This window comes from Lentibacillus amyloliquefaciens (genome assembly GCF_001307805.1).
Taxonomy (GTDB): domain Bacteria; phylum Bacillota; class Bacilli; order Bacillales; family Amphibacillaceae; genus Lentibacillus; species Lentibacillus amyloliquefaciens.
On record NZ_CP013862.1, the window covers coordinates 477,947 to 500,722 of the forward strand.

The 22,776-nt window shown below is 36.7% G+C and carries 17 protein-coding genes and 3 pseudogenes; 17 read left to right on the top strand and 3 right to left on the bottom strand.

Annotation, left to right across the window (positions count from 1 at the left end):
• Positions 1-75 precede the first annotated feature (75 nt).
• Complete coding sequence (locus tag AOX59_RS02415; RefSeq protein WP_068441154.1) at positions 76-1,437, bottom strand: IS4 family transposase; 1,362 nt, start codon at positions 1,435-1,437, stop codon at positions 76-78.
• 193 nt (positions 1,438-1,630) lie between these two features.
• Here AOX59_RS02415 and AOX59_RS02420 point away from each other — a divergent pair.
• From AOX59_RS02420 to AOX59_RS02460, 9 genes and pseudogenes are all read left to right on the top strand, one after another.
• Positions 1,631-1,987, top strand: a pseudogene (locus AOX59_RS02420) (restriction endonuclease); the annotation flags it as partial.
• Between the two features lie 58 nt (positions 1,988-2,045).
• Positions 2,046-4,182 (top strand): annotated as a pseudogene (locus tag AOX59_RS02425) (type IA DNA topoisomerase).
• A 6-nt stretch (positions 4,183-4,188) separates the two neighbouring features.
• Positions 4,189-4,416, top strand: a complete 228-nt coding sequence (locus tag AOX59_RS02430; protein ID WP_068441328.1) for a hypothetical protein — start codon at positions 4,189-4,191, stop codon at positions 4,414-4,416.
• Positions 4,417-4,545: 129 nt separating this feature from the next.
• On the top strand, positions 4,546-4,884 hold the full coding sequence (locus AOX59_RS02435) for a hypothetical protein (protein WP_169792846.1): 339 nt from the start codon (positions 4,546-4,548) through the stop codon (positions 4,882-4,884).
• Positions 4,885-5,031: 147 nt separating this feature from the next.
• Positions 5,032-6,330, top strand: a complete 1,299-nt coding sequence (locus AOX59_RS02440; protein WP_082684279.1) for an IS91 family transposase — start codon at positions 5,032-5,034, stop codon at positions 6,328-6,330.
• Positions 6,331-6,627: 297 nt separating this feature from the next.
• Entirely contained in the window at positions 6,628-7,863 is a 1,236-nt protein-coding gene (locus AOX59_RS02445) for an IS91 family transposase (RefSeq protein WP_169792847.1), read from the top strand.
• Positions 7,838-8,092, top strand: a complete 255-nt coding sequence (locus tag AOX59_RS02450; RefSeq protein ID WP_237049353.1) for a hypothetical protein — start codon at positions 7,838-7,840, stop codon at positions 8,090-8,092. The genes AOX59_RS02445 and AOX59_RS02450 overlap by 26 nt, the downstream gene beginning before the upstream one ends.
• A 67-nt stretch (positions 8,093-8,159) precedes the next feature.
• A complete protein-coding gene (locus tag AOX59_RS02455; RefSeq protein WP_068441338.1) occupies positions 8,160-8,699 on the top strand; it encodes a hypothetical protein in 540 nt (179 codons plus the stop codon).
• Between the two features lie 94 nt (positions 8,700-8,793).
• Positions 8,794-9,972: an ArdC-like ssDNA-binding domain-containing protein gene (locus AOX59_RS02460; RefSeq protein WP_237049354.1), complete on the top strand. Its 1,179-nt coding sequence runs from the start codon at positions 8,794-8,796 to the stop codon at positions 9,970-9,972.
• Positions 9,973-10,295: 323 nt separating this feature from the next.
• Here the strand turns inward: AOX59_RS02460 and AOX59_RS02465 are convergent, their stop codons facing one another.
• Both AOX59_RS02465 and AOX59_RS20100 read right to left on the bottom strand, forming a co-directional pair.
• The gene (locus AOX59_RS02465) at positions 10,296-11,090 is read right to left on the bottom strand and encodes an abortive infection family protein (RefSeq protein ID WP_068441344.1); all 795 of its coding nucleotides are present in this window, start codon (positions 11,088-11,090) and stop codon (positions 10,296-10,298) included.
• A gap of 228 nt (positions 11,091-11,318) precedes the next feature.
• Positions 11,319-11,551 (bottom strand): annotated as a pseudogene (locus AOX59_RS20100) (IS4 family transposase); the annotation flags it as partial.
• A 543-nt stretch (positions 11,552-12,094) separates the two neighbouring features.
• Here AOX59_RS20100 and AOX59_RS02475 point away from each other — a divergent pair.
• The 8 genes from AOX59_RS02475 to AOX59_RS02510 all read left to right on the top strand — a co-directional run bounded on the left by AOX59_RS02475 (position 12,095) and on the right by AOX59_RS02510 (position 22,748).
• Positions 12,095-12,847, top strand: coding sequence for a GntR family transcriptional regulator (locus AOX59_RS02475; RefSeq protein ID WP_068441348.1), 753 nt, complete (start codon positions 12,095-12,097; stop codon positions 12,845-12,847).
• A gap of 891 nt (positions 12,848-13,738) precedes the next feature.
• Positions 13,739-14,734: a Bug family tripartite tricarboxylate transporter substrate binding protein gene (locus AOX59_RS02480; protein WP_169792848.1), complete on the top strand. Its 996-nt coding sequence runs from the start codon at positions 13,739-13,741 to the stop codon at positions 14,732-14,734.
• Between the two features lie 141 nt (positions 14,735-14,875).
• The gene (locus tag AOX59_RS02485; protein WP_068441354.1) at positions 14,876-15,352 is read left to right on the top strand and encodes a tripartite tricarboxylate transporter TctB family protein; all 477 of its coding nucleotides are present in this window, start codon (positions 14,876-14,878) and stop codon (positions 15,350-15,352) included.
• Between the two features lie 19 nt (positions 15,353-15,371).
• Positions 15,372-16,868 carry a tripartite tricarboxylate transporter permease gene (locus tag AOX59_RS02490; RefSeq protein ID WP_068441357.1) on the top strand — a complete coding sequence of 499 codons (1,497 nt, stop codon included), beginning with the start codon at positions 15,372-15,374 and terminating at the stop codon, positions 16,866-16,868.
• 83 nt (positions 16,869-16,951) lie between these two features.
• Entirely contained in the window at positions 16,952-18,391 is a 1,440-nt protein-coding gene (locus AOX59_RS02495; RefSeq protein WP_068441358.1) for an FAD-binding oxidoreductase, read from the top strand.
• A gap of 125 nt (positions 18,392-18,516) precedes the next feature.
• Positions 18,517-19,539 (top strand): zinc-dependent alcohol dehydrogenase, encoded by a 1,023-nt coding sequence (locus tag AOX59_RS02500; RefSeq protein ID WP_068441361.1) that lies wholly within the window; start codon positions 18,517-18,519, stop codon positions 19,537-19,539.
• A gap of 4 nt (positions 19,540-19,543) precedes the next feature.
• Positions 19,544-21,055 carry a xylulokinase gene (gene xylB, locus AOX59_RS02505; protein WP_237049412.1) on the top strand — a complete coding sequence of 504 codons (1,512 nt, stop codon included), beginning with the start codon at positions 19,544-19,546 and terminating at the stop codon, positions 21,053-21,055.
• 310 nt (positions 21,056-21,365) lie between these two features.
• Entirely contained in the window at positions 21,366-22,748 is a 1,383-nt protein-coding gene (locus AOX59_RS02510) for a class-II fumarase/aspartase family protein (RefSeq protein ID WP_068441365.1), read from the top strand.
• Positions 22,749-22,776: the final 28 nt, after the last annotated feature.

The following is a 22,776-nucleotide window of genomic DNA, read 5'->3' on the forward strand; positions in this document are numbered from 1 at the left end:
AATCTTCTATTCTTACTTATTATGATGTTGATTGTTCTAATTATTTTCCCAATGCTTATTAAATATATTAAGAACTCAACTTTCGCAGACTGAAATAGGCAGGTAAACCTTGATATAGTTCGGCAGCCCCGCTATCCATTGTTGTAGTTGACTTTTGATGAGTTGCTGTACTTTCTTATTAGTCTTTTTCAAGGCATCTTCAAGAAGTTCGATTAGCTGCTGTAACGCTACAGCCCAATCGAGATCATTAACCTCATCACATAGTTCATAAAATATGCCGCCCAATGTCCGATTATCTGTACTGCAGCGATTTTGCCATGACAGTACAATATATCTTGCAAACACAATGGTCGTGTGGCTGATAAGAGCGTCATAGGAGCGGCTCTGGAACTCCTTTTGAAGTTTTAAAAGAGACTTTGTCGTTTTGAAGAAAACTTCAATATCCCAGCGCATGCCGTAAATTCGGATGATTTCCTGGTCACTCAAGGTACAGTCTGTACTTAAAATCGCTAGCCAATCACTTTTCTTATTCCGGTTGCGGACAAAGACGACCTTAACAGGCACACCATTGGCCTGTGTCGTATGGATGGAGCGTAAAATACCTCTTTTCCCATCGGTTGGTGTAGCCAAGCGGTATAGCTGATCCAAGCTAACACGCTTGCCATCTACAAGGTAACGCTGCTTTAGTTTTTTGACCATGCCAATCACGTCAAGACCTTGTTCTGTTAGGTCTTTAATGAGGGGCTGTTGTGTAAACCATGAATCCATCAGCACATAGGAGGCATCAATGCCGGCTTTCGTTGCCCGTGCAATCATACCCGGAATTTGTTCCGGAGCTGCTTGTAACGCTTCTCGTCGGCGCTTGTAGCCGGAACTGCGTTTATCAATGCTTTCAGAAATACCGTTGATCTTACTTTTTTTCGAACTCAATAACGAAAAATCAACGGGCAGGAATGTAGCACCATCAGACCAGCCCAGTGTCAACATACGAAACCCTTTATAGAAACGCATTTTCTGTGATGCGTGATCAAAGCAGCGCGCCAAAAGCTCCACGTGTTTGCTTCGGTTCCGGTCATAAGATGAATCATCTAAAATGAAAACCTTCGGGCGGTCATGACGCGTCAGCTTTGATACCTTCCCAATCGTATAAGCAACGAGTGAAAGCAGAAACCGACGCCAATTGAACGTTGATTGGTTCAGGAATCGATAAACGGTATCCTTGGCTGGAACATCCGCGGCTTTCTTGCTTTCCAGCGTCCGGAACCAGTTTTTATTTTCAAAGATCAAACTAAAGATTAGCTGGAAAATATAAGCACACGAAAAGCCAAAAGATTTTGTAATACCTGCGTTGCGTAAATGTTTTAATACATTTAATTCTTTAATTGTCGATTTTATTTCATTTGGCAGTTGATTATTTAGGTTGTTTTTCGCTATCATAGCAGTAGACACCTCTTCTGTTTTGGTAGTGATTCTGGATAAATCAACTATACCAAAAGTTGAGGTGTTTTTTCATGTTTTAACCTAAAGTCAAGCACTATATGTCAGATCCAACAAGCGCTGATGGGTGTTGAATCTACTGTAATTTTCTTGGTGCGAAAGTTGAGTTAAGAAGAAAAAACGGTTTAACCTGATGAAAAAGTCAGGCATAAAAGATATTGACCGTATGCAGGGATATCAGTTTGAAACGTATCTGCAAGTATTATTTAAAGAAATGGGATATCGGCCGGTTGTTACGCAACAATCAGGGGACTACGGGGCAGACGTGGTGCTCAAAGGTAGAAATAAAATTGTAATTCAGGCAAAACGCTATGGTTATAAACACAATGTCAGCATGGATGCGGTACGTGAAGTATTCGCAGCCATGTTTTTTTATAAGGCAGATGAAGCGTGGGTGATTACGAATTCTTTTTTTACAAGGCAAGCAAAGACATTAGCTAAAGCATGCGGCGTCACATTATTAAACCGTTATGAATTAGAAAGTTTATTGTGAGGATTAATCCAACGCAGCAACCAAAACAATTTACACGGAAAAGGAGCGAATGAAGTTGACAGTAACAATCCTGGCTGAGAAACCAAGTCAAGCGAAACACTATGCAGAAGCTTTTCAACATGTTAGTAAAAAAGATGGCTACATGGAGGCAAACGATAATCGATTCTTTCAAGGAAAAGTATATATCACCTGGGGATTTGGTCATTTGGTAGAGCTAGTACCACCGGAAGCTTATAGTGAATCTTGGAAACAGTGGCAATTAGATAAGTTACCAATATTCCCGGAGACATTTCAGTTTCAAGTAGGTAAGGATAAAAAGAAACAGTTTAACGTTGTGAAGCAATTATTAACAGGAACAGATGAAATCATTGTCGCAACTGATTGTGATCGTGAAGGGGAAAACATTGCTAGGAGTATTATTAAAATGGTCGGCGCATCCAACAAACCAACCAAGCGGTTATGGATCAATTCATTGGAAGTGGATGAAATTCAAAACGGATTCAATCAGCTAAAAGATGGAAACGAGTATATTTCGTTGTATCAGGAAGCACAAACACGACAATTGAGTGATTGGCTGGTTGGAATGAATGCATCCCGTTTATATACATTGCTGCTACAACAGAAAGGGATGCAAGGCGTCTTTAGTGTTGGCAGGGTTCAAACAGCCACACTTTATTTATTGTATAAAAGACAACAGGAAATCGATAATTTTGTCTCCAGACCTTTTTTTGAATTAGTTGGCAATGTAAAAGTCAAGAATGGTGTGTTTGATGCCAAAGTGAAAGCGCGTTATCAGTCGAAAGAGGTTGCGGTCAATATCTTGGATTCACATCGTCTATCCTCTGGTGAAAATCAAGGTACGATACAAAAGATTACAAAGGAAGAGAAGAACAAGAAAGCACCGAAGCTCCATTCGTTATCAACATTGCAAGCAACTGCCAATAAAAACTGGAAGTATAGCCCGTCTGATGTATTAAAAACGGCACAAGCTTTGTATGAGAAAAAAATATTATCGTATCCAAGAGCGGATAGTCATTATATTACGGAGAGTGAGTTTGCATACTTGAAAAGCCATCTATCAATCTATCAATCTTGTTTAAACGTATCGATGGATATTGTCTATCCCGAAGCACGAAAACGTTATGTGAATGGTTCTAAAGTACAGGAGCATTATGCCATTATTCCAACAAAACAAATACCGAACAAGCAGGATCTGACGGCTAAAGAATGGAACATTTATCAGGAAGTTGTGGCAAGGACACTCGCGATGTTCGCTGGTGATTATGAATATGAAGAAACGAAGGTAGATGTTGATGTTAATGGATTGTGTTTTGAGAAAACCGGCAAAGTGGAACTGGAAAAAGGCTGGAAAGCTTTATTTACAGAAGATAAAGCTGATACAGAAAATGAAGCTGAACAAGACAAGGCGGTTCTTCCATCTATGCAAGAAGGGGAATCTTGTACCATTGAGATTGATTTATATGAAGGAAAAACGAAACCTCCGAAGGCCTATACGCAAGGTCAATTAATTAACGTTATGAAACAGGCTGGTAAAGAAATCGACGATGAAGCACTGCAGCATACTTTGAAAGAAAATGAAGGGATTGGAACGGAAGCAACCAGAGCAAATATCCTTGATACGTTGAAAAAGCAGCACTATATCGAGATAAACAAGAATAAAGTATCGGTCATCAAGAAAGGACAAATATTGTGTCAGGCTGTTGAAGGGACCGTTTTAGCTAGTCCGGAGATGACCGCCAAATGGGAAACGTATTTACACAAAATCGGACAAAACGAAGGTTCCCAAGATCACTTTATTTCCAAGATAGAACAAATGCTGGAATCACTCATGGAAAGCGCACCCAAAAAGGTAAACAGAATGCAGCAGCAGTTTCAACAAGTAAAAGAGCAATCCAGTATTGGAAATTGCCCAAGATGCAGTAAGGAAGGAGGGAAGGTCGAGGACAAAGGGAAATTTTACGGTTGCTCCCGTTATCAGGATGGATGCACGTTCACAGCCCAAACGGTTCTTAGGAAAAACAATCAGTGAAACCAATATTAAAAAACTGCTGGCAGGCAGCAAAACCAACTTAGTCAAGGGATTCAAGAGTAAGAAAGGCAAAACATTTGATGCGTATTTACGATATGACAGCGAAGAACAGCGAATGAAACCAGAATTTAAGAAGGGGTGATATAGCATGGATATGGTTGTCAATGGAGAGTATCGGGTAGTTGATGTTGGATATATAAAGGAAATCAAGGCTTTAAGTGTCGTGTTCATCGTGAAAGACGGAGAGGTCGAGATGGAAGTTGATGACATGACATTGGATGTGATTCAAACGATTTATCGGGCAGATAAGGAAGCCTTTATTCCATTGGATGTAAAAAATAAAAAGGTCATATTGGATGGCGTACCGACAACTTAATGAACACAATGATTTAACTGACTTCCGTTTCGGAGTCTTTTTTATTTTGCATAAAGGGGTGATGTAAGCATGAATAACAGTTATAGAATCATATCAACGTTCGATTTAGAATGTCCAGCAACCATCGTGATGACGGATAAGGAAACCGGCGATGTGATTGAACGCGGAATCTGGAATCCAGATCCAGCCAATAAAGATGATTTATATGTTTGTTTGTATAATCCGGACAAGCACCATGTACACGAACCTGATGTATTAGAGGATAGGCTGGATGTATATCAACTAGAAGAAGTGTTGACGCCTAGTATGTATCAGCAGTTGCAATCTTTCTTATTTGATAAGAATGAGTCATTCACATTCGAGTTAAAAGAAAGTGATTTCTCTATGCCTCCGGCAGTAATGCTAGAGGATGAAATCAGATATGAAACGATGCGGCAAAAGGAAGCAACGAAAAAAAACAGAAAATGACTATGATATGGAAATGTGAGGGGCTTCCGGCTGGAAGTCCTTTCTTTAAAGATAGGAAAGTATAAAATTTGGGTCTACCGCAGTGCCTGTCACTGTGGTATTTTTAATATATGGTGAAAAACATTTTAAAGGACATCTTTTTTGTATATGGTGAAAAACATTTTAAAGGACATCTTTTTTGATGCAAACCAACATTGGGAGGCATTCAAGAAAAAATATGGAGAAAGAATCCGTCCGGTGGCCATCAAGGAGGTAGAAAAATTTCGGGACTGCGGAGATATGAAAAATGGATTCAAACTCTTTGTTTGCGAAGGATGCCATGATGTAAAGCGTGTTCCTTTTCGGTGCAAGGGACGCTTTTGTACAACCTGTTCAGTCGGGGAAAGCGAGGAATGGAGCCGTTTATTGGCAGAAGATGTGTTACAAGTGAACCATCGGCATGTGATACTTACAATTGATGAGGGATTGCGGGATATATTTCTCTGGCACCGCGAGCTTCTAAAACCGCTTATGGACGAAGCTGCCAAATTAATGACAGACTATTTTCAGAAGAAAGCCAAGGTGACACCAGGGATTATAGTTGGCTTGCATACATTTGGTTCCAAAGTGAACTTCAATCCACATATACATATGATGGTGACGATGGGAGGAATCACGAAAAAAGGGGAATGGAAAGGGTATGATTTTATTCCATTCCAGATGCTTCGAAAGCAGTGGCAGACCGTGGTGTTAAAGCTCATCCGAAAGCATTTAACGAAGCAAGAGAAGAAAAGGATACAGCCAAGATTACAAAAGGCTTTTTCCGCAAATGGGGAAGGCTTCTATGTGTATGCCCCAAAACAAAGAGGAAAAATAAAAGAACAGTTGAGATATATTGCCCGTTATATTCGTCGACCCGCGATTGGAACAAATCGGATCGAGGCATATGACGGTCAAACCGTAACCTTTAAGTATGTGGACAAGACAGACGGGAAAGAAAAGCATGAAACGGTTACAGTGGAAGAGTTTATCATCCGTTTAATACGTCATATCCCGGATGAACAATTCAAAACGATCCGCCATTATGGCATGTATTCAAGAAGAAGTAAAAAGCTAAGTAAGAAGCTGTTAGCTACGTGGCAGCAAGGAACAAAACGCTGGATATTAAAAGTGAAAAAGACGTTACGCCGCCAAACCTGGAGGGAGCGTATTATTTCTAGTGGTCAAAAAGATCCAATGATTTGTCCGCATTGCGACAACTATTACGATTACATGGGAGAAGTCTGTCTTGAAGAGGGAAAACTAGAAATAAAAATAGCTTTTACGAAAGAAGCAAGAAGCTATATGGAAAGGGTGATTTGCCATCTCGAAGGCACCGGGCAAGAGAAACAAAAAGAAGAAAAAAGGAACCGACCATCTGCGTCCAAAGAAGACGTTTGTCAATTATCATTGTTTAACGTGTCATGAGGAGGAAGAAATTCCTTATGACGTTGTAAGGGATTTTGATTTGATGGATGGAGGAGATCAAACGACACCACCAAGATTTAGCTGTGAACATTGTGGTGGAGAAATGTATCCAGAGTATTATAAAGGAATACATGGACAAGAGTATAAATTATCGGATTTCCTCTAATTACGATAGAAAGAAAAGGACCGGGCCGCTTTTTGCCCGGTTTTTCTTATTGTTTAGGAAATTATAAAATTTGATATCTGTGGATAACTTTTATGGTAAAATACAAGCAACAAATAGAGGAGAAGAAAAAGATGAAAAAAGGGACAGGTGTTATTAAACAAATTTTAAAAGAACATTTCGCCGGGTTTTGGGAGCTGCACTCTGGTCATTTCCCTAAAGCCTATCGCAGTCATATTAAAGAAACTGTTGAGAAAACCATTCGTTGTGGTACACGCGATTTAGGTTTTGCTCGATATGAATGTTTAGGCTGTGAAGGAAATCCGTCTCCGAAATTTGTTTATTTCACCTGTAAAAGCAGGCTCTGTCATCGTTGCGGAAAGAAGTATACAGATGATTGGTCGGATAAGCAGCAGGAAATGGTTTTTGATGTAACGCATCGCCATATGGTGTTTACCATTCCAAAAGAGTTAAGAAACGTCTTTTACCATGATCGAAAAAAACTTAATGAGTTAAGTAAGCAAGTTGCCGAGGTCTTCCAATTTCATAACTACCAAAAAAGTAAAAAGCGAGACTTTCGTTCAGGTATTATCACCGTCATTCATACATTTGGTCGAGATCTAAAGTTCAATCCACATATTCACGCATTAGTGACTGAAGGGGCGTTGGATAATCAAAATGAATGGGTCAACAACGGGTATATTCCGTATGAGTATTTAAGAAAATCATGGCAGAAAGTTGTATTAGACTTACTAAAAAAGTGGTTTCCTTCAAATCAATCGGTTACAGATCTTATCAACGATTTGTATAAAAGATATCCAAACGGATTTTATGTGAACGCCGAGAAGAAGATAACGAATGCCAAGGGAGTTGCCCGGTACATTGGCAGATATTTAGCTCGCCCCGCTATTGCAGAATATCGCGTAGATGGTTATGACGGAGAAAACGTTCATTACTGGTATGAAGATCACAGAACGGGAAAACGAATTGATAAACGAATTTCCGTCTATCGGTTCATCTTTGAAATCTTACAACACATACCACCTAAACACTTTCGGATGGTAGGTCGCTTTGGGTTGTACAGTAGAAGATCGCATCGTAAAGCCCGGCAGATTTTAAGTCTTCATTCGTTCATGCGAAGCAAACAAATTACATGGCTTCTAGAAAAGAAGCGTCAAAAGAAAACATATCGTCAACGGATGATGGAAGCATTTGAAAAGGACCCATTTAAATGTCCCTGCTGTCATAGAGAGATGGAACTTGTAGGTATATGGCATGCTGGCTATGGGTGGATCTATCATTACATGGAAGAAAGTGAAAGGGACAGAAGGAGGAAATACGGTATTGGCAAACCAAAGAAAGCAGGATGAAGCCTCATTCGAAATAGATAAGTGGTTGGATGAGGAAGACCCATTTGGGTTGGACGAAGACATAGAGATTGTCTTATTCAAATGCTTAGACTGTAACGGAACCGATGAAGTTCCAGAATATATCATCGGTGAATTTAGTGTGGATAAAAATAATGAAGAAGATGTGGAGCTTCATTGCCCGCATTGCAATGGCACTATGGTTAGAGCGAGAAACATCCCAAGTGATTAAACCTTCACTTGGGACGTGAGTTAGTCGCGTCAGCGATTTTGTTCTGTCTGGAAAGGATGAAAAATTCATGGAAAAAGATAAAAGGGAAATGTATGTTGGAAATTCTGACGTATATCTTATTAAGGGATTGGAGTTAGATGTTGAGTTTGATTATATTTCGCAAACAGAACACGCAACAACAATCCTTGAACTAGAGGATTACATTCAGGAACAAGGCATACATCCAGTTAAAAGTGAGGACGGTTATATCGAGACGGAAGAAGATACCATTGTTTATGTTCCCAAAACAGGAGAGATTGATTATGCTGCTGGTTTTGAGGGGCAAAATCTCTTAGAGAAAGATTATCGAACGGAGCAATTATTAGATGACTTTTATGATGATTGCCTCTCTTTTTGGAAACGGGAAAACGATAAAAAATTTAACTTTGCACTCGCTAAAAGCCCAGAAGAACTTGCTTTACAGGATATTTCTTCTCTGGAACATAATCCAACCATTCCAAATGGTGACTTGTTGGATAAGGAGACGAAACAAAAATGGTTACAAGAAAAGCGAAATGAGCTATTGAATAAAAATACGAAACAACATAAGCATGATATGGACATGTGATGTCGGGCTTCTCTTTTTAAAGGGAGGCCTTTTCTATTTCACGAAAGGATGAATTTGCATGAAGCGTAAAACGATTGAACAAAAACGGGAAGAAGTGAAACAATTAACTGAAACGATGGATACTTCTATTGATTCCTATTTTCAAAGTGAAGAAAAAATGGCGGAGTACCTGAAATTTATGACGCAATTTCATAATTATTCGCTACGTAATACCGCTTTAATTCAAGGTCAATTTAAGGGAGCACAAGCAGTTGGAAGCTATAACTTCTGGAAAGAGAAAGGTTTCCAGGTGCAAAAAGGTGAAAAAGCCCTAAAAATTTTGGTGCCAAATAAAACGGCTCCAAAGTTCAAAACGGTTGAAGGCAAGTGGAAAAACATGAAATATGCAACAGAACAAGAAAGAGAACAGATTGAAAAAGGAAAGCTGGAAGAGCGAAAGAGTAAGCATTATTTTTCCGTTGGGAATGTATTCGATGTGAGTCAAACGAATGCCAAAGCGAGTGATTTGCCGAAGATTTTTCCAAACAAATGGATGGAAGGAGACGTGAAGCATTACGATGTGATGCTGGAATCCATGTATAAAATCGGGAAACAATTGAATGTTTCGATTGGGGAACCATTCGAAGAATTAGGTGCTGCAAAGGGTGTCTTTTATCATTCTAGTACTGACAATAATAATGGTCATATTGGATTGAATCCACGTAACGGGGAGTTGCAGAATGTGAAAACATTACTGCATGAATTGGCACATGCTAGATTGCATAATCCCAAAAATGTAAATTATAAAACTATGCCAGCTGAAGAAAAGGAATACCAAGCGGAAATGACCGCCTATGCGGTTGCCTCTTATTTTAATATTGATACAAGCGATTATTCGCTGCCATATCTTGCAAACTGGACACAAAATAAAGAAATGGAAGATAAAAGCAAGCTTTTGGAAGGTGTTCGTGAAACTTCGATTGAATTTATTGGTATGATAGAACCAGATTTGATAAAGGAGCATAATAAGGATTTAGAACAACAACAAACGAATTATGAAGATGGTTTGTATTGGTATGAAATGCTGCACTGTCCTGTTTCAGTAGGATGTCAGCCTAAAGGCTTTGTTGATTTTATTGAAGAAAAAGGGAACCATGGAATTGTTGCATATGAGAGGGAGTTATCGAAAAGAGAAATAAGTGAATTTGAAATGTTGGAATGGAATATAACTCGAGATAAGGAAAAGCAACAGGCAAATAAAAGTCTAAAACAAGAAATGGAGGTGGAAGTTTAGGAGATAATTACCTTTGGCTTTCCTAAGTTGTAAAAGATAGCTAGAAATAGGGAGTGCAAATTGCATTATTAAATGTCTTCATTTATACGATTTCAATCAAAGCTTCTCGTACAATAAGACGGGCGAACTGTATAATACCTACTAAGGACTGTCTGTTGTTTGGTTACTTTTAACGCAATGTTGCACTCATTTTAGATGCTCTTTTATACGTAAGCGTCAAATAATTTCCATTTGGATGTAAGGATTATTTTACGATTACGTTGAAAAACAAGGCCTTTATGTATATGAGGAGGTCAAGTCATATATGCTTAATGGGAACAATTTTAACCATCATTTCGGTGGGTTTGTATAAGAAATAAAGACATAGAACCAGCTAAATTAACTGCTAGTTCTGCGTGACGAGAAGAAGGTTTATAGTATCGTACTTTCCCTTTTCCGTGAGCATCACCATGTATATTTCTTAAATTACCTAAACCATTAACAATAGATGAGCATCCACCTAAGATTTGTTTAAAGAGTTGTAGATTATGTTGTTCAGGCGATAAATATAGTTCATTAGCTACCAACTTATATATATCATGTAAATTAGCGTTTTTGCTGTAATTTATATTTTTTTCATCTAATATATTCTTTAGAACACCTTCCACTAATGTTCTGGATATAGTTATAGCACCTTCAGGATCATTTTCTTTTCTCTCTATAGCCGTGTTCCAATAGTTAAGAACATGTTCAGAATTAAATATTCGCAAGTTCTCATCAATTGACCCAATTAATGGTGAATCTTCTTGATTTTCAAGGTGTTCTAGCAGCTTATTAAAATCATTCCATATAAATTCTCTTCTTTCAGCATACGATGGGAACTTATTCTTTATAAATTGCCAAAACTGAGAGAGATCTCTTTTATCTATTACATAGCGAGGTAACAACTGTTTAGTTTTAGCATTTTTCATGAAGTACCTTCTAAGTTCTGCATAATGGTCGTCATGTGTTGGCCCGTCGTTAGTGCTCATATTAATTAATAACTTTTGCAGGTATTCTGCCTTTTCGAAGTCATTTATAAAGTCTTCTAAATTAGGTTTTTTATTTTCCTTTAGTAGATTATCAAGAATATTATTCAAATGAACCACCCTTTTAAATTAAACGATATTTAGGTATCATCAATTACCAATTATTATAAAGGTATAATGGTAGTAATTGAACTACTATTTTAATCAAAACCTAATCCGATTCTAAAATAGTTACAATCTTAGCCTATAGTATAATTGTATCAAACTATTATAATATACTGAATTTATTTCAAGGCTGCATTTAATGTTCAATTAGAGTATACATTGATTATACAATGTAAATGCATATACATTCACAAATTTTGATCCATCGGACAGCCTCCTAGACCATCTAAACCATTTTTTGTTTTCATAAGTTTAAACAAAATATTCACCGAAAAATGTAAACACAGGAAAAAGCCAAAGTACTTTGTAATGCCTGCATTGCGCAAGTGTTTTAGCATGTTTAGCTCTTTAAATGTCATGTTTATTTCATCTGGTAGTTGCTTATTTTTGTCGTTATTCGCTATCATAGTAGGAGACACCTCTTCTGTTTTGGTAGTGGTTCTCTACAAATCAGCTATACCAAACGTTGCCGAAGTTGCTCTTTTGATTGAAAGACATTTGCTTTATTTCAGGAGATATACTGATTCATACCGGCGTTGGCCATTTGCTTTAACTGAACATTAGTGGATTCTTCTTTTCCCCCTTATCTTCCATCTATTTAGGATTATTGACAGTCCCAACAAATCTTAATTTGGTGTATAACTCTGCTATCTGTTTGTAGTTGTCTAATATCGACACGAGGTCTCAAGAACAATTCCTTTTAATTTCCTGAAAATCCCGCTGCATGTGACTTAGAACATTGCCGCATATCTAGATAAACATTCCCGTATAAAATGACAGCAAATAATATTGTCATTGGTTGACAAGAATTAGACTTATAGGTTAAATACTAGTATAGTTGGATAAAATAAGTTTATAGTAATCAAGCTAATTTCTATAATAGCTAATAATAATCTAATATGTGAAAAACATTCAGATTTGTATAAACTATAGAAAAGAGGGAATAAAGTTTGAGTGTAAAACAAATAATAAGAAGAAATGATAATGGAGAACACATTCCCATGTATATACGTATAGCTATGGATTTAAGAGAAATGATATTAAAAGGAGAGTATAAACAGGAGGAAAAAATTGCAACTGAAGATGAAATTGCATTAGAATACGGAGTATCTCGAATGACTGCACGAGGAGCTATTACAGAATTAGTGAGAGAAGGGCTTGTTTACCGAGTACATGGAAAAGGAACGTTCGTATCTAGGGATAAGATTGAAAGAAACTTAAATAGAGTGACTGGGTTTCATGAAGATATGATTTCAATGGGATTGAAGCCGTCGTCAAAAGTAATCAAGTTTAAAAAAAGATTGCCAACTGATTATGAATGTTATGAACTGAAATTACAAAAAAGTACTACAGTGTTTGAAATAAATCGAATTAGATATATAGATGATAAGCCTTATGGTTATCAGGAATTAATATTACCGGAATACCTCTTGAAAGATTTAAGTAAGGAAGATTTAGAAAAAAAATCTCTTTATGCTTATTTAGAATCAATTAATTATCCTATTTCTTATGCCAATCAACGTATGGAAGTTTCAACAGATACTAACATTAATAAAATCATAGATATCCCTACACATATTCCTTTCTTTTATATTAATAGAATTTCATATTTGGAAAATGATGTCCCTGTAGAGTTATTTAACTCATATTTTAGAGGAGATAAGTTTTCTTATAGTTTAAGACTCTCGAATCACAATGAATAATGACATAATTAGAAGGGTGCCATTCTTGGATTGAGTGGGTATGACTTGAAGAGATCTACTTTTTCTTATGACTGGCACTTAACTTCATATTCATACTGGAAAAGTAAAAGTATCATATTAGGTCTCGCAAACTCTTTATAAATATAATCAAAATCCAATGGTTGTCATCCGGGGACCTATAAACTTTTCACCTGGAAGAGGAATTCTTCAATTAAAAATCGTCATACCCTCTCTTCTAACTTTCAAACCGATAATCTCTAATAAGAGTTACCTGTACTTACGACAATACCTCTAAGGCCAATATCTTCCGACAATGAATCATATAAAACATAACTCCTGCTTAACAAAGTCACACCCTTCATGTTCATTAATTATACAGAAGGTAAACCGGTAAACGATGTCTCATTTACTGGTAATGACTACGGCAGGGGTGGTGTATTAAAGTGGCTGTAATCAAACTGTCCGCAATACTCAAACAATCAAATGAAAAATCGTTTAATAGTTTGTGAATGAAGGACACTGAATCTTGATTAATTAAAATATGAGTAACATAACAACTTCTACAATGAAGGTTATGATGTACTTTTGAGAGAACTCATCAGATCTATGAAAAACTTCGAATCGGTCTACTATTAACTAACTATAAGGAGTCTATTTGAAGAATCTATCAACAGTAGGGTTTTATTATGTTCAAATAAATTGGTCAATTAATAATAAAATATTTGACTTCTAAAATTGACCCTAAGTTATGAAGGGAAAAATAATTTTGACATTTTATAAGTGAGGTGGTACTATAAAAAAGACTAGTCGTATATACGTATATCCGCACTTGATGTAAACGTTTACTACATTAAAAAAGAAAGGGTTGTTAGAAATATGAGAAACAAATTCATGCTTATTGTATTTTCGTTGCTAGTATCCGTATTATTGCTAGCTGGATGTGGGAATGAATCGAAAGATAGCGGAGCAAGTTCTGAAGAGGAAGCGGTAGACTTCTCTAAAAAGCCAATAAAGTTAATTGTGCCTTGGTCTGCAGGTGGTATAACGGATGTAACAGCACGATTACTTGCTGAAGAGGCAGTCAATCATTTACCTGAAGGTGCTGAAGTAGTAGTAGAGAATCGACCAGGAGGAACTGGGACAATAGGTGCAGCTGAGGTAGCTAATGCTGAAGCAGATGGTTTCACTTTACTTATATCACCCTTAGTTCCTGTAACAGAAAGTCCTAGCATTAGACAAACACCATATGAATACGACGATTTTGATCCAGTGTTACAAGTTCTTTCAACACCAACTGCATTTGCAGTAGGCACATCAAATGATATTGCCACATATGAGGATTTTGTGCAGTACGCCAAAGATAATCCAGGAGAATTTAAATATGCTACTGGAGGAGTGGGCACGTTAGACCATATTGTGATGGAAGCTATAGCATTAAAAGAAAACATTGATATTAAACACGTACCTTATGAAGGTGCAGCACCAATTATCAACGATATACTTGGAGGACATATTGACGGGGGGCATTTACAAATTCCGGGATTACTTCCGTATGTTGAAGAAGGTGACGTGAGAATCGCGTGGAATAGTGGTAGTGAAGGTTTTGCTTATATGCCAAAAGACACTCCTACACTTGAAGGTAAATTAGACTTACCAGAGATGGATGCTAAAACGTCAATTGTTGGACCAAAAGGTATTCCAGAAGAAACATTAAATATTATTGTTGATGCTTTCAAAAAGACGATGGATTCAGAGAAATTCAAAGAAAAAATGGAGAATGCTAACCTGGAACCAGCCTTTGCAGGGCCAGAAGAATTAGGGGAAACAATAGAAACTAGATATCAAACAAGTAAAAAAATTATCGAAGAATCAGGTATAGCTGAATGATTTTAATAGAAAGAATATAATATAAATACCTCATTCAGAGCTCGAATCTGTACAGTAACAATGAGAAGTATAAAACTTCTTATGATGGGTACTGTACAGAGCCTTTTTTTACTTTCTGTTTAAAAACTTGGAGTGATAATAATGACGGAACGTAAGCGAGAAAGGTACACAGGATTTTTTCTTTTAATAGTTAGTATCCTTTTATTAATATTAATTCCTTTTGGTATAAAAGAAAGTGCGGTGTCTTCAGGTGTAGGTTCTGCATTCTTTCCTAAAGTGTTAGCTGTTTCCATGATAATCCTTAGTATATCTATTATTGCAAAGACATTTTTCAATAAAGGTACCGAAGAAGAGCATGATGAGTTAGTAGAAGAGGAAGCAGCTAAGGAGCAGGTCAAACCAAATTATTGGAATGTGCTCATTGTACTTCTCATTATGCTCATTTATATCTTTGTGTTAATTGAGTATTTAAATTTTGTTGTTTCAACTATTATAGCTATGGTCGCGGTTATGGCAGTTTTATCGGTAAGAAAGTGGTACTCTTATATTATTGTCATTGCGTTTATCGTATTAACAGATTATGTGTTTAGAGAATTGTTATCTATTCAACTTCCATGATCAGGAGGTGATCAATGGTATGGAAGTAATAATTGGTAGTTTATATGATGTGTTTTCACTTAACAATATTATATTTATGATTCTTGGGGTAACGTTAGGGATTATTTTTGGAGCACTACCTGGTTTGACAGCAACAATGGGGGTTGCTGTTTTATTGCCAATTACTTTTGGTATGGAACCAACCACAGGTATTTTATTCTTGCTAAGTGTTTATTGTGGTGGGATTTATGGCGCTTCTATTCCTGCTATATTAATAAAAACTCCTGGTTCACCTGCATCTGCGGCGACCATTGTTGACGGTGCGGAGTTGGTCAAAAAAGGAAAGGCTGGAGAGGCATTACGAGCAACAGTATTTGCATCAGCAATCGCTGGATTTATAAGTGCTTTAATCCTAATGTTTGTTGCTCCACAATTAGCAAAGTTTGCTTTAAAGTTTGGACCTACTGAATATTTTGCAATAGCATTATTTGGTTTAACAATGATAGCAAAAGTAAGTGCTGAGTCGGTTCTTAAAGGTGTATTTATGGGCTTTCTAGGAATGTTTGTTGCTGCTGTAGGGATGGATCCGGTATCTGGAGTACCCCGCTTTACATTTGGTAACGTGAATTTATTAGGTGGACTTGCTTTAGTCCCTGTTCTTGTTGGGTTATTTGCAATAACTGAAATATTCATTCAATCACAAACGGCACATGTTATAAGTAAGCCAAAGCAAACAAAAATTTTAGACAAGCCAGAGTCCATTTGGAAATTGTTTAAATACTGGAAGACAATTATTAAATCTACTTTTATAGGTACATTTATTGGAATGATTCCAGGAACAGGTGCGCCATTGGCTTCTTTCTTGAGTTACAATGAGTCTCGTAGAAGTTCTAAAAACAAAAAGGAATATGGAAAAGGATCAATGGAGGGTATTGTTGCAAGTGAAGCTGGAAACAACGGGGTAACTGGGGCTACACTTGTACCATTGTTAACTCTAGGTATTCCAGGAGATACGGTGACGGCAATTTTATTAGGTGCTTTGTTAATTCAAGGGTTAAATCCTGGGCCACAATTGTTTACAGAACACGCAGATGTAATGTATGGGATAATGATTGGTTTATTGGTTATAAATATCATTATGTTTATTCAAGGAAGAGTTGCTTCTCGTCTATTTGCCAAAGTAACGTCTATTCCAATGAACGTATTGATTCCCATTTTAATTACACTCTGTTTTGTTGGTTCTTATGCAGTAAATAATACGATTTTTGATGTTAAAGTTATGATTATTTTTGGTTTAATTGGCTTTGTTATGACAAAGTTAAATTATCCACTTATTCCAATGCTCCTTGGAATTGTTCTAGGACCAATAGCTGAACCAAATTTACGTAAAGCTTTAATCAATTCTAATGGAGACTGGTCTGTATTTTTAACGCAACCTATCTCATTAGTATTTGTTGTATTATCACTATTAACAATCTTCATGCCTTTGATTAAACAATTTATTTTACGGATTAGAGGCAAGAAAGCAGCAAGTTGAAATAATTGATATCGTTTGAAATTATATGTATAGTCGTATATACAATTATAATGCGATTTAATTTAATTTGGGAGGAAAAAGTAATGGAACTAAAAGGATATGCTCTAGAAATGTTCAAATCTGAGTTGGAAAATGTAGTTGGCCAAGATAACGTCGTGACAACTTCAGAAACTAGAAAAGAATTATCAGTTGATTACACATGGTTAACTCACATGTGGAGGGAAAGAGAACAAGAAATGCCCTTACCTTACTTTGTAGTAAGACCATTAACTACAGAAGAGACATCAAAAGTAGTGAGAATTTGTAACACGTATAAAGTCCCTGTTGTAGCTCGTGGTGGAGGATCTGGCAGTGCTGGAGGGGCATCAACACTTTTAGGCGGCATTGTGCTAGATTTAACAAGAATGGATAAAATAATTGAAATTGATGAAAAATCTTTGGTGTTAACGGCAGAAGCTGGTATATACGGTGGAGTATTAGAGGAAGAGCTAAATAAAAAAGGTTACATGTTAGCTCACTATCCATCATCAGTAGATATCGCTACATTAGGTGGCTACCTAGCTGCTCGTGGTTCAGGAGTAATGTCTACAAAATATGGTAAAGCGGAAGATATGGTATTGTCGTTAGAGATAGTATTACCTGATGGGACGATAATCAATACGCTGCCAGTACCAAATCATGCGGCGGGGCCAGGATTGTTAGACCTTTTTGTAGGATCGGAAGGTACACTGGGTGTTATTACAAAGGTAAGCATAAGAATTGATCCCCTGCCAGAAGCACGAGTATTTAGAGCGTTTAAATTCCCAACTATACATGACGGCATTGAAGCTGGAAGGCAAATTATGACTAGCAGATTGAAACCTGCTGTTATTAGATTATATGATCCGGGATCAACAGAAAAGTCATTGAATACAACAGGTGTAAAACTAGAAGGAAATTATATGGTCATGATGTTTGATGGTATAAAAGAAATTGCAGATATAGAAGTTGAAAAGGCTGCTGAAATTTGTGTTTCGAAAAACGGAGAAGATTTAGGAGAAGAATTAGGTCAGCACTGGTGGGATACTAGATATGTTGCATATAAGCCACCAGTTCATCCAGCATTTCCACTTCTTTATGGAACACCGGAAACAGTCACAACTTATGATAAAATTGAAAAAATATATGACGAGAAAAAGAAATTAGTAGAAACTGAATATAAACAATGGGATGCAAAATATACAGCACACTTTTCACATTGGTATCCATGGGGGACAATGATATACGATCGTTTTTACATTGAAACGCCACCAGAAGATCCTGAGGAAGCATTTAGACTTCATAATGAATTGATGGCAAAATGTACAAAAATTAATCTAGATAATGGGGCAATATTAAATGAACACCATGGAATCGGTTTTAAGTTAGGCGGTTTTATGCAAGACCAATATGAAGAGTCATTCCAGGTAATGCTAGGTATAAAGCAATTAATTGATAAAAAAGGTATTATGAATCCAGGGAAATTAGGTTTTGGAATTTACTAATTAGAATTATTAATAGAACATAAAGTAAATAGTTTCATTAAACACATTCTAAACATGGGATGTGTTTAATGGATTAATCTACTAAGTAATTTGTGATGTTAGATTCATATAAAAGAGGTGGAAATATGAAAGCTTTAGTATATGACGGCACAAAGGATTTAAAATTACAAGAGGCACCTATACCTGAACTTCAAAATGATGAAGTTCTTATCAAAGTGGCATATGTGGGCATATGCGGTTCGGATCTAGTTGCTTGGAATGGCAATTATCCCCGTGTAACCCCACCAGTGACTTTAGGTCATGAATTTAGTGGTGTGGTTGAAAAAGTAGGTAGTAAAGTTACAAAGTTTAACATTGGTGACCCTGTAGTAGCTGAACCATTACTATCGTGTGGAAAGTGTGAAGCCTGTGAGAATGGTCACTATAATCAATGTGGTAATTTGAGACTTATAGGCATAGATATGGATGGGGGAATGGCCGATTATGTAGCCGTAAATGAAAAACAACTATTCCGTATCCCTAGTAATGTTACTCTGTCTGCAGCCGCACTAGTTGAACCTCTATCAGTAGGAGTTCATATGGTGAAAAAGTCAGGTGTCAAACCAAATCAAAACGTATTAATTGTTGGTGGGGGTCCAATAGGTCTTATAGCAGCGTTAGTTGTGAGAACATACGGTGCTAATGTTTACATTTCTGAAATTAATCCTTTTCGTTTAGAAAAAGCGAAAGAACTTGGCTTTCATACAATTAATCCAAAGGAAAAAAGTTTGGAAGAACAAGTTGTTTCCTTAACGGACAATAAGCTATTCGATCTTTCATTTGAAGTTACAGGAAGTTTAGGAGGCTTGAATGACTGCATATTATCAACGAAAGCAGGTGGGATAGTTGTTATTGCAGGAGTAACTCAAAAAAGCGAAGTGAATATTTACGAAGTGATTAAACGCGAGTTGAATTTAGTTGGAACAAGAGTATATACTTCGGACGATTATGAAACAGCACTTAAATTAATGGAACAAAAAGAGTTTAATGCTGAAGATTTAATCACGAAGCAAGTATCATTAGAAAATACTCAAGAAGAAGGGTTTAAAGCCATTGAAAAAGGAGACCCTCTCGTAAAGGTATTAATTAATATAGAGAATGAGGTGTGATGTGATGGTTACACAGTATGTTCTTGGTGTAGATCACGGATCAGGAAGTTGTAAAACAATGTGCTTGGACTCAAAAGGTAATGTGGTTGATGAGGCTACTGTTTCATATCCGTCGTATTATTCGCATCCTAGATGGGTAGAGCAAGACCCAGAGGATTGGATAAATGCGGCAGTTAAAGGGATAAAACAAGTTATTTCATCACTTACTGAAGGCGAACGTAATCAAATTAAAGGTATTTCATTTACAGCTCCTGCGCATGTCGCTGTACTTCTAAATGAACAAAAAAATGTTCTTAGAAACGTAATCATGTGGAATGACCAACGTAGTGGTGATGAATCAAAAGAATTGTCTGGTGAGTATGGTGAGCTAATTTATAGCCTTACTAATCATTATCCAACACCTACTTGGACTATTTCACATCTTTATTGGTTAATGAAACATGAGCCAGAAGTTTTTGACAAAGTTGATAAAGTGCTTTTTGAAAAGGATTACGTACGTTATCGTTTTTCAGGTGAAATGGGAACTGACTACATTGAAGCAGAGGGCTCTATGCTTTATGACGTGCATAAGCAAGAGTGGTCGGATGATTTATTGTCTATTTTATCACTAGATAAGTCGATACTACCAAGTGTATATAATCCGACTGATCAAGCAGGTACATTAACAAAAGAAATGGCTGAGCGGTTAGGTCTTTCTGAAGGTATACCGATTATTATGGGAACAACTGATACTGCTGCTGAAGTATATGGGAGTGGTGCAGTTGAGGAAGGCGATGGCGTAGTTAAAATAGCAACAGCTGGTAATTTCTCTTTAATATCTAAAGAACGACATGTGAACAAAGCCTTAACTTCTTATAGTTTCGTTACAGCCGGTTTACGATATCAAAATAGTGGTACAAACTTTGCTGCATCTTCATACCGGTGGTTTAAAGAAACCTTTTTTGAGGACTCGATGGAATATAAAGATCTAGATAATGTGTATGCTGAAATAGATAAAGAAGTTAGTAAAATTAGCATTGGTTCAGAAGGGTTACTGTTTCATCCGTATTTGAACGGAGAACGCTCACCTCATTGGGATCCGTATTTAAGAGGTAGCTTTTTCGGTATTACCGCTAGGCATAATCGATATCACTTTGCTAGGGCAGTTTTAGAAGGAGTAGCTTTTTCAATAAAAGATGCAGGTTTGGAATTTCCACAAATGCCTACAAACAGTGTCAAAATTATTGGTGGTGGTGGAAATAGCTTAGTTTGGTCACAAATTTTGGCAGATATATTGAATGTGAGGCTAGAAATACCCAAATATACAGATGCCGCATTTGGTTCATGTCTAATTGCTACTTGCGGAATAGGTTGGTACGATAGCTTATCTCAAGCAGTTAATGAAAACCAGTTTATGAAGCATGAAGTATTTCCTAACTCGGAATCTGTAAAGTTCTATGAATCAATGTTTTCTATTTATAAAGATTTTCATAAGCAAACCAAGTTATTGTCACATAGAATAAATGAGTTACAATAATTAGCTCGCTATTATACCTATATACAAGTATTCTGGTATTCTGATATCGCTTTATTAATTGTTTGTTCTGTTTTTTTTCATCACATCTTATTATTTAGTAAATAAGTAGATAAATGAATTAGAAGAATAGAAGCGATAAACCTTTCATTGGATTGTTTTTCGGTAAAGAGAAGAGACCGGCAACTTATGTTAGTTATATCGGCCTCTTTTTCATATTGATGATTGCACTCTGAAAAATGACACAAGCTGTTTTGTATTTGGCATATGGATTTAAATCACATAAAAAGTATTTAGAAAAGAAAGCGATGGGATGAAAATGAAACAAATAAATGGAAAAATGTTATTGCCTTTATTGGATACGTACGGTGATTTAGAAACAATCAATTGTTTTAGTGAAGAAGCGATGTTTAATGGTTGGCTTGAAGCGGAAGTTGCATTAGCTAAGGCACAAGGAGAAGAGAATATCATTCCTAAGGAAGCGGCTAAAAAAATTGAAGCAAGTGCAAAATACGAACTATTAGACTTAAATGGATTTTGGGAAGAAACAAAGAATGTAGGTTATCCAATTGTACCACTTGTAAAGCGATTATCAGCGGTTTCAGGAGAGTATGGTGGATACGTCCACTGGGGAGCAACTACCCAAGATATTATGGATACTGGTTTAGTAATACAACTGCGAAACGCAATAAAACGTCTAGAACAATTATTAATAGAATGTGGTAGTGCTTGTGCAACATTAATCGAAAAGTATGCAAGTACTCCACAAGCAGGTAGAACGCATGGGCAACAGGCAGTACCTATTACATTTGGAATGAAAGTGTCCGTCTGGTTATCTGAACTAAGAAGACATGTTGAACGGTTACAAGAAGTAAAGAGTAGATTGCTAGTAGGTCAATTGTTTGGAGCAGCAGGTACATTGGCTACCCTTGGTACGAAGTCTACAAAGGTTAGAACAAGATTTTGTGAGTTGTTAGAATTACAAGAACCAGAGGGACCTTGGCACGTTGCTAGAGATACGGTTGTAGAATTCGCTAATCTTCAATCGATGATTAGTGGTACATTACAAAAAGTAGCAAAAGAAATAGCCGATTTAGCTAGAACAGAAATTAATGAAGTGCAAGAAATGAAAGGTCAATTACGTGGTGCATCATCAACGATGCCACAAAAAGAAAATCCAATCAGCAGTGAAACTATTATTGGGTTAACGACTATCAATATGTCACTAGTTTCAGGTTTTTATCAAACGATGACACCTGTGCACGAAAGAGCTACTGGAGAGTGGCAAGCAGAATGGGATATGATCCCGTTAGTTTCAGTAGGAACAGCTGGAGCGCTTTCTTTAATGGGAGAAACGTTAAAAAACTTGTCTGTTAATGAAGAAGTAATGAAACAAAATTTGGAAATGGATAACGGTCTAATCATGGCAGAATCTGTAATGATGAAGTTAACAGAGAAGATGGGCAAGCAAAAGGCACACGAAAAAATGTATGAAATTTGTCGTGTCGCAGATAAGGAAAATCAAAAATTGAAAAATGTGTTGGAAAATGATGCAACAATTATTCAAACGTTAAAAGTAGATGATGTTAAGAGTAGTATTAACCCAATGGACTATTTAGGTGAAGCTGCACCATTATCCAATAGAGCAATTTTGAACTGGGAAGAAACACTCAATAATTATGGAATAAAAAAATAAGATTGCAATATTTAGCAAAGGAGCTTTG